The following is a 14,481-nucleotide window of genomic DNA, read 5'->3' on the forward strand; positions in this document are numbered from 1 at the left end:
ATGGTTCAGGCTGAACCAAGATTAATATGCAGTATCCTGTCGGAAGGAATACCCATACCAGATAACATCTGTTGCCAACTGTTTTGCAGGGATTGTGCAGAAACAGCTGCAATATCACCCAGCACCCAGATGGTATTTAATTGCTGCAGTGCCTCCAGATTTTGCAACGCATAATTTCCTTCGTTCATGTGCTTTAGAAATACGGCAGGAGAAATCAGTTCTCCCGAATGTGGTAAGCCTGTATTAAGATCATCTATCACCAGGCAATCTGCCTGACGCCAGCTCCAGAGATTAGATGGCACGGTTGGCTTCCACCCGTCGGATTCTACCATCCAGCTAAATAGCTTCATAGCGGTTGCATATTTAGCGGTTCTGTGTTGAATAGACCATTCATTGGCTAGAGCAACTGCCAATGATGTTTTACCGGTTTTGTACGCCCCGGATATTAATAAATGATATCCTGCTTTTGGTTGGGTTAAAAACTGTAACACGACTTTTCTGTCGGCCTCAAGCATATTCCATTTCCATTGACTCAGCCTGAACTGAAATGGAAACTCAGCCGCCTGTTGAAATATTTTGGTATGGTACCAGTGTTTAGATGGAGTTACCAGTACGAATCCAACTATTAAAAGACCTGCCAGCAGGTACCAGTTAAATCCTAAAAATATACCTGCCAGTAATGCGCCGGTGGCAAAGAAACCAAGATCGGTGGCGGTATCATGAATAATATTTTTCCAGTCGGGTTCAAATAAAGCGCCTTCTTTTTTTTGTTGGCTGATGGGTTTCACCACATTGTAAATTTCAAAAAGAGTCCAGAACAATGCGATATACAAAGCGGCTTTCCACGATGCTCCTCTCACATGAAACACTCTTGATAAAAGAAGATAGAGCATGTGGGTGGGAACAAAGCCCAGCATACAGTGGCCGCACTGGTTAGCGAGCCAGCCATAACTGAGGGTAATACCTCTCTGAGAATCTTTCCCGATAAGATCGTAGTGCAATTGTTTTTTTACAATGGCTGCAGGTAGTTGGTAGGGCATGTGTTGGGTTTACTGCATAAATATAGCCACAGTCGTAAAAGATTACAATGGGAAATATCCCGTTCATCCGATACGCCTGTGGCTATCTATAAAGAAAACCTGTTAATGATTATTCTTCCTCTTCTTTGTACAGCGGGTTTCTGCGGGTGGGGATGATCATCTTCTCATCTTCACTCAAAAACACCCAAAACTCATACAGTGCAAAGATATCACCGGGCGTTTTGCTGTCGCCGTTTTCGCTTCTGCGCTCATATGGACCCAGTAGTTCGCCGTTGTGTTTCAGCTCTAAGAGTTTCTTTTCGTGGGCCAGTTCTTTAAAACTTTCAATGGTCATACCAGTATTGATTTTGTGCAAATATAGGGTTATCTGAAATTAAGGCAGTTCTTAAAAAAAGGAGGGATTGGAAATGGTTCTGCAAGTATTTGTGATTCGAAAGGACCAATCATCATTTTTTTACATACCATTGTTTGGCTTTGTGCTTTACCCATATTCACTAACTGCCAGACGCCTGGTATTTCAACCACTTTTTCTTGCCCAGTACCATTGAATATAATTAAGGCGCTAAGCCATTTTTCCTTTCCTATTTCTACTAAATAGGTCATATCCAGCTTATACATAATTACTCCTTCTACTTTAGAGTCGATAAACCTGAGGTTATTATTGATGCGCTTATTACTTGTCAACCGAAAAGATTGATGTTCTTTTCGCATTTGAATAAGAGCGGTTATTTTTTTATTCAAATCCAGGTGCTGTGTTTTCAAATCCCATCGAATCGCATTTACACTATCTCCCTTATTATAAGAATTTTCCTCCCCAAACTTGGAACGGAGAAATTCTGAACCCGCATGTAAGAAAGGAATGCCTTGTGAAGTAAGTACAATCGTTAATGCAAGCTCATGCATTTTCTTTCTGTCTGCTTCCGGTGCTTCAGGAACCGAGAGTGCAATTTTATCCCAGAGAATATTATTATCATGACACTCAGCATAGGTAATTACATTATCGGGCCCGGAGGTATAAGGCTCTTTGGAGTAATTCACTTTACTCATATCTATCTGCACATGTTTACCCGATGCCACAATACCAAATTTTACCGATTCAGTATTACTTGTTTTTCCGGTTGCGAAGCCCCTGTCTTTGATATCAAATACACTTCCTTTAATCCCATCACGTATATCATCGCTGAATACCGCAATACCTTTTAATAAATGAGCATTCTTCTTTACAGCTCTTTGTTCTTCCGGATAAGGAGAAGCACCTGCGGTCCATCCTTCACCATATAACAATATATCAGGTTTTATTTTATGCAGTGTATCGGAAATAAGGTTCATGGTTTTAATATCATGCACGCCCATCAGGTCAAAACGAAAACCATCTATATGGTATTCTTTAACCCAGTACAGCACACTTTCCAGCATAAACTTGCGAAACATCTCTCTTTCACTGGCTGTTTCATTACCGCAGGCGGTGGCATCCGAAAAACTGCCATCGGCTTTCTGCCGGTAATAATAACCGGGTACGAGTTGATTGAAGTTGGATGTTTCCGTAAGCGCTGTATGGTTATATACGACATCCATCACCACCCTCAGACCTTTTTTATGGAAAGCCTGTATCATTGTTTTCAACTCACGTATACGCACCTGTCCATCTGCGGCGTTGGTACTGTATGAACCCTCCGGTACATTGTAATGAACAGGATCATACCCCCAGTTATACTGACCCGTTTTTGTTTCATCCACTGAATTATAATCATAGAAAGGCAGGAGGTGAACATGTGTTACACCCAGTTCTTTTATATGGTCAAGACCGGTCGACAGACCGGCGGCATTTTTTGTACCTGTTTCGGCCAGCCCTAAAAATTTTCCTTTCTGTTGTACACCTGAAGAAGCATGTATGGTTGCATCACGAATATGCAGTTCATAAATAACAGCATCCGTTGGTAAATTTTTATCAGAAAAACCGGGGCTTCTGTCTTTTGTCCAACCATCAGGATTGGTTTCTTTTAAATCAACCACCATCGCCCGCAGCCCGTTGATGCCAACTGCCCGGGCATAAGGATCTGTTACTTCATTGTTCCACTTGCCATTGATTTTTGTACGGAGGGTATAAAAATATCCTTTGAGGTTTTCCTGTACCCTTGCCACCCATGTACCCGATTCGGCTTTCTGCATGGGCATTGTACGGTATATCGCTCCTCCTGTACCTTCTTTGTACAATCTTAACTCAACCTCTTCGGCAGGCGGGCTCCAGATACGGAATACAGATGACTGACTGGTATAGGTTAATCCCAGATCATTGCCTTTGTAAACAGGGTATTGATCATAACGGTTTTGTGCTTCTGTATGTTGTTTGACGAATATCATGACGAAGCAAAAAATTACAAGGCGCTTCATGAGCAGGTTTTAGCTATTAATATACAATTCATTTTTGACCCAACCTTAACCCAGCCCGGGATTTAAATCCCGGGCTGGGTTAAGCCAATTAATATGTGGTCCATATGAGTCCGTTTGAACTCATCGTTTCATTTTTTTCACTTTCATTACCCAATCTATCTATAGCCGTTACAGCCACTGCAGACAGGTTTATTTTTTCTTTATTCGCAGCAGTAATGGTTTGTTCCAATTCAATCATTCTGTCGTTCCTGTTCAATATCTGATACCGTTTCTGGCTTCCATACTGGTAATAAACCACCCACCTGAATACAGTAGTTGCCTCTTCATGTTTCCAGCTGATTTTTACTTTACCGTTTTCGGTTACAACAGTTATCTCCGGTTTGGCAGGCGCTTTTGTACCTAACCATGGACTCCTGGGCACCAATGCCTGTTTTTTATATGGCCCTTCTATCAATGCTTTTGCCATGGGTGGATTTTTAGAAACAGAGAAAATATTCCAATGTAATACACCCATGCTTTCCGGTAACATGCCACGTGAAATCATAATCTGGCTCATGATTTCATTCACGTTTTTTGCACTGGTATCTCTACCAACACTGATACCCGGCCATAGATGGCGCTGCATGGTATTCTCCTGTTGCCACCAGCCCAATAAAACAGGATAACTCTGGGGCATACGGTTGATGGGCCAGTATAACTGTGGAGCGAAATAATCAATCCATCCTTTATTCAGCCATAATTTTGCATCTGCATATAACTGATCATACTGATCGAATCCTTCAATGGATGCAGGATAACCCGGGCGCCAGATACCAAATGGACTCAGCCCGAATTTTACATGTTTCTTCTCCGTTTTAATTTCTTTGTATAGTCTTTCAATCAAGGTATTCACGGCATTTCTTCTCCAGTCGCCACGCGAAAGTTTACCGCCCGATTGCTGGTACATTTTCCAGCTTTCATCATCCGGAAAATCATCGGTTCCATTGTAGGATGGATATGGATAAAAATAGTCATCGAAATGAACACCATCAATATCATAACGCTTAACAATATCCATTACCACTGCTGATGTATGGTCCTGTGTCTCTTTTCTTGCAGGATCCATCCACCAGTATCCTTCTTTTAATTTCATCACCAGTTCGGGATGTTTCGTTACGATAGATTGTTCGCTGATCTCTTTTCCATCTTTATGATGTGCCCGGTATGGATTTAACCATACATGTAATTCCATTCCACGATCATGTGCCGCTTCGACCCAGAAATTCAGTGGATCGTAAAAGGGTTCGGGTGCTTTTCCCTGTTTACCGGTGAGATAATAGGACCAGGGCTCTAATGCGCTTTCATACAAAGCATCGGCCTGTGGGCGCACCTGGAAGATGACTGCATTAAAATGATGTGCTTTCAGAAAGTCAAGCTGCTCAATGGCTTCCTGTTTTTGTTGTTCAACAGTTAGTCCTGGCTTACTTGGCCAGTTGATATTGGCTACTGTAGCAATCCATGCTGCCCTGAATTCACGATCGGCACTGACAATTTTTTCCGGTAACGAAGCAGAAGAAGTCTGTGCTTTTTTGGATGGATTACAATACAGAAAAAGAGTGGATAGCACACATAACAAAAAGCATTTGCGAAACATAGGATTGATTTATTGGCATTAAAGCTACTGGAATACTATAGTTTTTCTACCTTTCACACTTATATTTTTACTGCATGGCTTTAACCGGGAAGAAAAAAAAGATAGATGTGATCGATAAATTGCTGGAAGCCTGTTACCAGCATAATAAAGATGCTTTGTTTGTCATGAGCCTGATGCACCAGTATGAAGAGCGCGGCAGCCTGAGTAAAAAACAGTTAGAAGGTTTATTATTAAAAGCGAAAAAAGCACAAGACATTCCGGCTGGTCTGATCGCAGGAGTGGAAGCCATTGTATTAAAAATGCCTACGCGAGATAAAACACCGGTAGAAGAAACAAAAAACAGGGAACAGGAATCAGGCGAAAAGTGGAATGAATTAATCAAGCAAATACTTGAAAAATATCCACAACATAAACGTCTATTATTCCTCAAAGCACAGTTAGACCAACGAAAAAATCTTTCTGCTGTTGAACAGAAAGAAATAGAGAAATTTTATCAGTTGCTCATCCTGCAAAAAAAATAGCTGTGACAAATGTCACAGCACTGCTTTTTTATCGGTTTAGATTTGCAGATTGCCTAACTTGTATTTATGATACCAATCGAGATCATACAAAAACATTTCCCCTTCTTTGAAAAGGATTTACAGGAGCAGATTGCTGCTGTTGGAGAAGTAAAAGAATTTGAACCGGGTGATGTGCTCATGAAAACGGGGCAGAATATACGTTCTACCATGCTGGTGCTTTCGGGGCTCATTAAAATTTTCAGGGAAGATGAAGAGGGCAATGAATTCTTTATGTATTACCTCCAACCTGGCCAGGCCTGTGCCCTTTCCATGGTTTGTGCTATTAAACAGGAAACCAGCCATATTATGGCTAAAACCGTGAGCAAAACAGAAGTAATCGCCATCCCATTAACCTATATGGATCAGTGGATGGCCAATCATAAAAGCTGGTATCATTTTGTGGTAAGCAGTTATCGCGACCGCTTTGAAGATATGCTACAGACCATTGACCATATTGCTTTCAGGAATATGGATGAACGTCTTGTATTTTACCTGAAACAACACCAGGACACCACAAAATCGAATATGTTGGGTATTTCATTTACGGAAATAGCCCAGGAACTTAATTCATCGCGTGAAGTGATTTCAAGGCTGATGAAGAAGCTCACAGAAAAAGGCATGATCAAACAGCATAAATCGCATATTGAAATAGTTGATCTGCAAAAATGGAGTTCGTGATAAATATCACGAAATGACCCGGCTTATGGCCGCAACTTTGCTCCCACAATTGAAAAAATGGAAATAGCGGGTTATATCGCATCATTGATTATTGGCATTTCTCTAGGATTGATAGGGGGCGGTGGGTCTATTTTAACGGTACCCGTTCTTGTTTATCTTTTTGGAATAGAACCAGTGCTTGCTACCGCCTATTCACTTTTTATTGTTGGTTTGTCGAGCCTGGTAGGAGCATTCCCAAAATATAAACAAGGTTTTATCAACCTCAAAACCGCTATCATATTTGGTATTCCTTCTATAGCGGCGGTTTTTGCTACACGCAAGTTTATTGTTCCGCTCATTCCCAAAGAAGTATTTGTCATTGGAGATTTTATAGTAACGCGATCCATTCTGATGATGCTTTTGTTTGCAGTACTCATGCTCTTTGCTTCTGTTTCCATGATTCGCGAAAAGCTGAAAACAGAAGAAAAAGAAACAGGTCTGCAACAATTCAATTACCCATTGATTCTGGTGGAAGGAGCAGTTGTAGGTATCTTAACAGGATTGGTAGGTGCCGGTGGCGGATTTTTAATCATCCCTGCACTGGTATTATTAAGTAAGCTGCCGATGAAGCAGGCTGTTGGTACATCGCTGCTGATCATTGCAGCTAAATCGTTGATTGGTTTTACCGGAGATCTCTCCCATTTTCAAATGAACTGGTCTCTACTGGTTTCAGTAACAGCCTTAGCCATTGGTGGAATTTTTATTGGTAACCGTATCAGTTTAAAAATAGACGGCAACAAACTGAAAAAAGGATTTGGCTGGTTTGTACTGGTAATGGGTGTTTATATTATTATGAAAGAAATCGTCTTCCCAGGCGTTTCATCACACTAGTTTTTTTATACCCCCCAATAAGTGAGAGGCCTGCAGCGATGTGGGCCTTTCCGATTTATGACAAAGAGCAGTTTTGAATGTGACGAATATCACGTTTTTACTCGATTACTCTTTTCAATTTTACAACTCAGATTTCTCTGCGGTTTCTTCCTTCGTCGGGGTGACGTGAGGAACCCCACCGCAGAGAAAAGAGAACAGGGAGTTTGCGCAGAGAGATTGTTAAAAGATCATCATCGTGATACAGATCACGAAAAAAAGAAGTCAAACAAACCAATTTTGCCATATCAAATAAAACAAACCAATATGATAGTTGAACAAATTTATACCGGATGTCTCGCTCAGGGCGCATATTATATTGAAAGTAATGGCGAAGCTGTAGTAATCGACCCACTCAGGGAAGTGGCTCCTTATATTCAGAAAGCCGAACGCAATGGCGCCAAAATAAAGTATGTACTGGAAACACATTTCCATGCCGATTTTGTGTCAGGTCATCTGGACCTCGCCAAAAAAACCGGTGCTAAAATTGTGTATGGTCCGAATGCTAAACCCGATTTTGATTTCTATGCTGCTAAAGATGGTGAAGAATTGAAAGTGGGTGATGCAACTATTCTGGTATTGCATACACCCGGACACACCATGGAAAGTACCTGCTACCTGTTAAAAGATGCATCAGGAAAAGCTGTGGGCTTATTCAGCGGAGATACATTGTTTATTGGTGATGTAGGTCGTCCTGATCTTGCACAGAAAGTTAAAGCAGAACTTACCCAGGATATACTGGCTGGTTATTTATTTGATTCACTGAGAAATAAAATCATGTCTTTACCGGATGATATCATTGTATATCCCGCACATGGTGCCGGTAGCGCCTGTGGTAAAAACATGAGCAAGGAAACAACAGATACTTTAGGTCATCAAAAGCAAACCAATTATGCATTGAGACCCGATATGACTAAAGAAGAGTTTATCAGCGAAGTAACCAATGGTCTGGTTGCGCCGCCTGCTTATTTCCCATTAAATGTCATGATGAATATACATGGTTACGACAGCATTGATACGGTGCTGGAAAGAGGTCAGCATGCACTGAGTACCCAAGCATTTGAAGCTGCTGCCAATGAAACGGGTGCATTAATCCTCGATACCCGCGACCCACAAACATTTGCTGCAGGTTTTATTCCCAATTCCATCAACATCGGTATCGATGGCAATTTTGCTCCATGGGTAGGTGCCATGATACCAGACATCAAACAGGAAATATTGCTGGTTACCGACAAAGGAAGAGAAGAAGAAGTAATAACCCGTTTAGCAAGAGTGGGATATGATTTTACCATCGGCTATTTGAAAGGTGGATTCGCCAGCTGGAGAAATGCTGGTAAAGAAGTAGATCAGATTCGCTCTGTAAGTGCAGAAGAGTTAGCCCTCATTATGGAAGAAGAAACCGTAAACATACTGGATGTACGTAAAAACAGTGAATACCTCAGTGAACATGTTTTAGATGCTGAGAATGCGCCACTCGATTTTATCAACGACAGTATGAGCCATATAGATCGCAACAAAACTTATTACGTTCACTGTGCCGGAGGCTACCGTTCCATGATTTTCAATTCTATTCTCCGTGCCAGAGGTTTCGATAACCTGATTGATGTTAAAGGAGGTTTTAAAGCACTGAAAGAAACAGAAAAATTCAGGATAAGCGATTATGTATGTCCAACAACTTTATTATAAACAATGAAAACGATTCAGGAAATAATCAATAATAATGACACGACTATTATTGATGTACGAACAAGCAGTGAATTTAGTGTATCACACTACCCCAACGCCATAAACATTCCACTGGATGAGTTGCCAAAGCATCTTACCCGGTTAAAAGAAGAAGGTAACCCTGTCATCTTATATTGCAGAAGTGGCAACAGAAGCGGTATTGGTATGAATTTTTTACATAAGCAAGGACTGAAAGAAGTCTACAACGGTGGTGGATTGAGCGATATGCTGCAATACAAAAAATGAGGCCGTTCCGTTCGTCACATAAATAAGTTTCAGGCTGTTTGTTGATGGATATTCCTCTTACCTTTAAGCAATTGGCAACATTAACCATGCTGAAGAAACTATTATCGAACTGGCCGGCTTTTTTATTATTGATGTTGGTATGTTTTGTTATTACCAATTGGATGCTTCGGAGTAATAGCCATTCAAATCAGTTTAGTCATACAGACAGCAGTTGGCGTGCACCCAGTTATTATCTCGATCCAATAAAAGATGAAACTACACGTGAACTTATTTTATATGGAGAGGAGCTGATTGCTCATACATCTAAGTACCTGGGCCCGAATGGAACAGTACAACAAATCAGTAATGGTATGAACTGCCAGAACTGTCATTTAGATGCGGGGAAAAGAGTGAATGGCAATAATTATGCAGCAGTTGCAGCTACCTACCCAAGGTTCAGGGCAAGAAGTGGTGGTATGGAAAGTATTTATAAACGTGTAAGTGATTGTTTTGAGAGAAGTTTAAACGGTAGTGCACCAGATAGTAACAGCAGAGAGTTCCGGGCCATTGAAGCATATATTAAATGGGTGGGAAAAGATGTAGCAAAAAACGAACGACCCAAAGGCAGTGGTATAAAAATACCAGAGATGCTAAGTCGCGCAGCCGATCCGGTTCGCGGTAAAAAAATTTATACTACTACTTGTGAACGCTGTCATGGTGCAGGAGGAAACGGAAAAATGAATGTCCAAAACAATGGTTATGAATATCCGCCATTATGGGGTAACCATAGTTATAATACAGGTGCAGGTTTATATCGTCTCAGTAATTTTGCCGGCTTTGTTCAATCAAATATGCCTTTTAATGAGGTAACACATAATAACCAGCTCACAAATGAACAAGCCTGGGATCTGGCTGCCTATGTCAACTCACAACCAAGACCTGTTTTTACAGAAACACATGACTGGCCCGATATTTCCAAAAAGCCGTTTGATCATCCTTTTGGTCCTTATACAGACAGTTTTAGTGAGCAACAACATAAATACGGTCCTTATTTACCCATAATACAGGCAAAAAAACAATAGTGTGTGGGCGTGACATGAATCACGCTCCAGCCATATCATAAACAGCATTTTTGCAGTTATTATTTTTATGAAAGAAGTTTTACAACATCCCTGGCCCTGGTATGTAGCAGGAGTAATCATTGGATTGATTGTTCCCATATTATTATTATTAGGGAATAAACATTTTGGCATTTCAGCAAACCTACGTCATGTCTGTGCGGCCTGTTTCCCGGCAAAAATTAATTTCTTTCAGTACGACTGGAAGAAAGAATCCTGGAACCTGTTTTTTGTTGGAGGCATTCTTATTGGTGCCATGATAGCTGCCTTTGGTTTACCCGATCCTAATCCCGTTGTTGTTCATCCCGAATTGATGGCTGAGTTAAAAGATTATGGCATGAGCGACTACAGCAGTATGGTACCCAAAGAACTGGTATCATGGGAATCTTTGTTTTCTGTGCGTGGACTAATTATGATGGTGGGTGGTGGTTTTTTAGTAGGTTTTGGTTCCCGTTATGCAGGCGGATGTACAAGCGGGCATGCGATCATGGGTTTAAGTAACCTGCAATGGCCATCGTTGGTGGCAACCTGTTGTTTTATGGCCGGTGGTTTTTTAATGGCCAATCTTATCCTTCCCTTCATCATGAAATTATAAATGGAAACAATGACTCCTTCTCAACCTGAAATAGTAACCGATTTTGAAGTGCGCTCACTCGATACCATGTGTATTAATGAGTCGGAGCAGCAACATCCCTGGTGGTACAATTTTAAATACCTGGCAGTAGGTGTTCTATTCGGAATTGTTTTTGTGAAAGCTGAAATCATTTCCTGGTTTCGCATGCAGGAAATGTTCCGCCTCCAGAGTTTTCATATGTATGGCGTAATAGGAACGGCTGTGGTTGTCGGAGCCATTTCTGTGGCGCTCATTAAAAAATTTAAAATAACAACCATACATGGAGAAGAAATTCATTTCACTCCCAAAAAATTCAATAAAGGCCAGATCATTGGCGGGCTCATTTTCGGTTTGGGCTGGGCACTTACCGGTGCATGTCCCGGACCTATTTTCGCACAAATCGGCATGGGTATTACCGTGATGATTGTCGTTTTATTGAGTGCAATCGCAGGTACATGGGTATATGGTTATTTCAGGGATCGTTTACCGCATTAATCATACTTATGATTTAGCAGATTTACCCGATTCCAGTATGGCCAGTATTTTATCAAGTTTATCCACTTCAATCCTGTTCAGCCTTCGTTGCAACTCTTCAATCTTCTGTTTGGCTTCGAGATTGGTCTGGTAATCATCCATTGCCTGTAAACGATCCCTTTCATTTTGCCTTTTTTGCGACATCATGATAATGGGTGCTGCATAAGCGGCCTGTGTGGAGAACAGAAGATTCAGTAAAATAAACGGGTAAGGATCCCAATGCATGATAAATCCAATAAGGTTACATGCCATCCATACCAATACAATTATGGTTTGAATAATAATAAAAGACCAGGATCCCATTCCTTCCGATATTCCATCTGCAATCCGCTGACCAAAAGTTCTTTCAGAATAATGTTGTTCATGCCAGGTATGCACTTCGGTGATCTGTTGCTTTTTCATATAAAATTTTTAGGTCGCTTATTCGATTGTATCTGATATCAAGTTACTACTTATCTCATCTATAACCCTCCCTGCGAAAACGCTGCGCTCTCTCGTTCTCTGCGGTGAACCTACTCGAATATTCACCGCAGAGAACGAGAGGTAACTGAAGTTACGCAGGGTGGAATACAATTCTGATTGATTTTTTATCTTTTAAGCTGAATCTAATTGGATGATCTCCCCTATTTTTCTACCTTGTCTGCCACTACAGCTTATGAAAAGAGTTTTCTTGTTACTTGCCTTTTTATACCTGCAACTAAATAGCATGAGCCAGGTTTTTTTTCCGGTCGATGCCGCATCAGGTAAAGTATTTTATCATAAAACAGAAGAAATAGGCCTTACGAAAACAGAGAAATATAACCGGGTTAAAACCTGGTTTTTGAATTATTATAAAACATCAAAGTTTGAGGATCATTTCAGAATCGTTAAGAATGGAAAGCCATTACAAATGATCGAAACCGCTAACAGTATTACGGGCAAATACGGTTTTTATGTGATGCACCCCACAAATGATCAGTCTGGTCTGGTAATGGAGCAAATTTTTGTGATGTTTACCATGACCATCAAATTTACCAATGCAGGATATGAAAGCCTGATTACCGATATGACCTGTTTTACCAGCCAAACCAATTCGGGAAATATGAGACCGTCACAATTTGGACTGGAGGCCTACAATGAACGACAGTTGAATCGTTTAGGATATGTACAGCAATACATTATCCCTCAGGTCAATAATTCCGTACAAAAAGTACAAATTGAGTTGGCTCGCAATGTTCGCTACGGTAATTTAACGGAAGCTTCCTGGTAAAATGCCGTTAAATCACGGGCCTTTTGTAGTATATATGCTACAGCAACTTAAATAGCATCACTATTTCATCTGCTATGATTATAGTGTTTCTTTGCTTCAGCAATTAATACATACAATTGTATGATTGCCTGGTTTAGAATCCAAACATCTTAAGAACAATCGAAATCAGCCTGTTGACTATTGTAGTGTAAGTTAAACGGGTAATATCCATGAAGTTGAAAAACCGAACGCTACGCAGCCTTTGCAGGGAACTCCCCGCAAAGGCTTTTTTATTTATTTTATAAAAATGAATGAATCAGTATTCTCACACTCCAGATAATGACCATAATACCTACAGCAATAAACATGGTCTTTAAAGGCAATTTGCCAGCCAGCCTGGCAGCAATAGGTGCGGCAATGATGCCTCCAATAACCAGTCCCGCAATAACAGGCCAGTGAGATATCCCCAGTAAAGAAAAGAAAGTGGCTGCACTGGCCAGCGTTACAAAAAACTCTGCAATACTTACGGAACCAATCACATAGCGGGGTGTTCTTCCTTTCAGGATCAATGTACTGGTCACCAGTGGGCCCCATCCGCCTCCGCCAAAAGAATCAAGGAAACCACCCGCGGCGCCTAACCATCCTACCTTGCGAAACTTCTTTGGTTTATTAATTTTTTTGAATCCTGTTCTTAAAATACGCAAGCCGAGAAAAAGTGTGTAAGCTGCAAGTAATGGTTTTACAAACCCGGAATAGTTATCCGCCAATTTTGATAAAGCTACTGCACCTAATATTGCACCCAGTACGCCCGGAATGAGCAATGCTTTGAATAATTTTTTGTTGACGTTTCCAAAACGATAATGACTATAGCCCGATGCTGCACTGGAAAACATTTCGGCGGTATGAATACTACCGCTGATCGCCGGCAGTTTAATACCCAGAGAAAGTAATACCGTTGCCGACACCACACCATAACCCATTCCCAATACACCATCAACCAATTGCGCCAGAAAGCCTGCGAGTATCATCCAGTAAAAAGTGCTGTCCAAAGAAGCAACCAGTTCTTTTGATTGAGTAAAAAGTTGTGTAAATGGTACATAAGAAAGAACAAGGTGACCAACGAACATAAAAAAGAAAGCAAACAGAAATATAGAGGCTATTTTTTTCCATCGCTGCTCTGCAACTGTCGGGTTCTTTTTATCTGTTGCTGCCAGTACTGTGGTTATTTCATTCAGTTTTTTTACTTTCTGAGAAAAATCTCCACCAATTTTATTCCTGATGATTTGCATCTGATCAAGCACCTGGTCAAGCTCAGAAGGTAACACATCATTTAATGTTTCTTTTAATCGTTTGGCAATGGTAGGCGATTTGCCATTGGTAGAAATGGCCAGTTTAAGATTACCTTTCTGTACCACTGAGCCAAGATAGAAATCGCACAATGCAGGTTTGTCGGCCACATTCACCAATATTTTCCTGGCTTTTGCATCATTCCGTATTTCTTCTGCAGTATTGATATCATTCACAGCTACTATGACGATATCTGCATCATACAGATCGCCCGAAGAATAGGCTTTTTGTACCAATACCAACTGCTCTTTTTTTTCTGAAAAGGCAATCAGCTCTTCATCAAAAGTTTTGGCCACCATTTTTATCCTTGTGGCTGGTGCATTCTTTAATACTGTCTGTAGTTTTTCAAACGCTACCGGACCACCACCCACAATCAATACCCGCATTCTTTCCAATTGTATAAAAACCGGAAATAAATGATTGGTACGGGATGCTTTACATTCCGTACCGGATAATTTCTGTTCAATTGCTTCTACAGTCATG

The 14,481-nt window shown here is 40.8% G+C and carries 15 protein-coding genes; 9 read left to right on the forward strand and 6 right to left on the reverse strand.

Features of this window, described 5'->3' with window-relative positions; translation table 11 throughout:
- Positions 1–5: 5 nt before the first annotated feature.
- From ACH3Z1_RS04025 to ACH3Z1_RS04040, 4 genes are all read right to left on the reverse strand, one after another.
- Positions 6–1,040: a hypothetical protein gene (locus tag ACH3Z1_RS04025; protein ID WP_490820567.1), complete on the reverse strand. Its 1,035-nt coding sequence runs from the start codon at positions 1,038–1,040 to the stop codon at positions 6–8.
- Between the two features lie 109 nt (positions 1,041–1,149).
- Entirely contained in the window at positions 1,150–1,374 is a 225-nt protein-coding gene (locus ACH3Z1_RS04030) for a hypothetical protein (RefSeq protein ID WP_490820568.1), read from the reverse strand.
- A 29-nt stretch (positions 1,375–1,403) separates the two neighbouring features.
- The gene (gene pulA, locus ACH3Z1_RS04035; RefSeq protein WP_490820569.1) at positions 1,404–3,431 is read right to left on the reverse strand and encodes a type I pullulanase; all 2,028 of its coding nucleotides are present in this window, start codon (positions 3,429–3,431) and stop codon (positions 1,404–1,406) included.
- Between the two features lie 88 nt (positions 3,432–3,519).
- Positions 3,520–5,064, reverse strand: a complete 1,545-nt coding sequence (locus ACH3Z1_RS04040; protein WP_490820570.1) for a glycoside hydrolase family 10-like protein — start codon at positions 5,062–5,064, stop codon at positions 3,520–3,522.
- 74 nt (positions 5,065–5,138) lie between these two features.
- Here ACH3Z1_RS04040 and ACH3Z1_RS04045 point away from each other — a divergent pair, with 74 nt between their 5' ends.
- From ACH3Z1_RS04045 to ACH3Z1_RS04080, 8 genes are all read left to right on the forward strand, one after another.
- Positions 5,139–5,585, forward strand: coding sequence for a hypothetical protein (locus ACH3Z1_RS04045; RefSeq protein WP_490820571.1), 447 nt, complete (start codon positions 5,139–5,141; stop codon positions 5,583–5,585).
- 66 nt (positions 5,586–5,651) lie between these two features.
- On the forward strand, positions 5,652–6,302 hold the full coding sequence (locus ACH3Z1_RS04050) for a Crp/Fnr family transcriptional regulator (protein ID WP_490820572.1): 651 nt from the start codon (positions 5,652–5,654) through the stop codon (positions 6,300–6,302).
- 57 nt (positions 6,303–6,359) lie between these two features.
- The gene (locus ACH3Z1_RS04055; protein ID WP_490820573.1) at positions 6,360–7,172 is read left to right on the forward strand and encodes a sulfite exporter TauE/SafE family protein; all 813 of its coding nucleotides are present in this window, start codon (positions 6,360–6,362) and stop codon (positions 7,170–7,172) included.
- A gap of 303 nt (positions 7,173–7,475) precedes the next feature.
- The gene (locus tag ACH3Z1_RS04060) at positions 7,476–8,894 is read left to right on the forward strand and encodes an MBL fold metallo-hydrolase (protein WP_490820574.1); all 1,419 of its coding nucleotides are present in this window, start codon (positions 7,476–7,478) and stop codon (positions 8,892–8,894) included.
- A gap of 3 nt (positions 8,895–8,897) precedes the next feature.
- On the forward strand, positions 8,898–9,179 hold the full coding sequence (locus ACH3Z1_RS04065; RefSeq protein ID WP_490820575.1) for a rhodanese-like domain-containing protein: 282 nt from the start codon (positions 8,898–8,900) through the stop codon (positions 9,177–9,179).
- A gap of 86 nt (positions 9,180–9,265) precedes the next feature.
- A complete protein-coding gene (locus ACH3Z1_RS04070; RefSeq protein WP_490820576.1) occupies positions 9,266–10,240 on the forward strand; it encodes a c-type cytochrome in 975 nt (324 codons plus the stop codon).
- A 67-nt stretch (positions 10,241–10,307) separates the two neighbouring features.
- On the forward strand, positions 10,308–10,871 hold the full coding sequence (locus ACH3Z1_RS04075) for a YeeE/YedE family protein (RefSeq protein WP_490820577.1): 564 nt from the start codon (positions 10,308–10,310) through the stop codon (positions 10,869–10,871).
- A 9-nt stretch (positions 10,872–10,880) separates the two neighbouring features.
- Entirely contained in the window at positions 10,881–11,384 is a 504-nt protein-coding gene (locus ACH3Z1_RS04080; RefSeq protein WP_490820578.1) for a DUF6691 family protein, read from the forward strand.
- A 6-nt stretch (positions 11,385–11,390) separates the two neighbouring features.
- On the opposite strand, the gene ACH3Z1_RS04085 is transcribed toward ACH3Z1_RS04080, so the two are convergent.
- Complete coding sequence (locus tag ACH3Z1_RS04085) at positions 11,391–11,825, reverse strand: DUF1003 domain-containing protein (RefSeq protein WP_490820579.1); 435 nt, start codon at positions 11,823–11,825, stop codon at positions 11,391–11,393.
- Between the two features lie 304 nt (positions 11,826–12,129).
- Between ACH3Z1_RS04085 and ACH3Z1_RS04090 the strand changes: the two genes are divergently transcribed.
- On the forward strand, positions 12,130–12,672 hold the full coding sequence (locus ACH3Z1_RS04090) for a hypothetical protein (RefSeq protein WP_490820580.1): 543 nt from the start codon (positions 12,130–12,132) through the stop codon (positions 12,670–12,672).
- A 278-nt stretch (positions 12,673–12,950) separates the two neighbouring features.
- On the opposite strand, the gene ACH3Z1_RS04095 is transcribed toward ACH3Z1_RS04090, so the two are convergent.
- Complete coding sequence (locus tag ACH3Z1_RS04095; RefSeq protein ID WP_490820581.1) at positions 12,951–14,480, reverse strand: TSUP family transporter; 1,530 nt, start codon at positions 14,478–14,480, stop codon at positions 12,951–12,953.
- Position 14,481: the final 1 nt, after the last annotated feature.

The organism is Sediminibacterium sp. FW305-C-49, assembly GCF_058231085.1.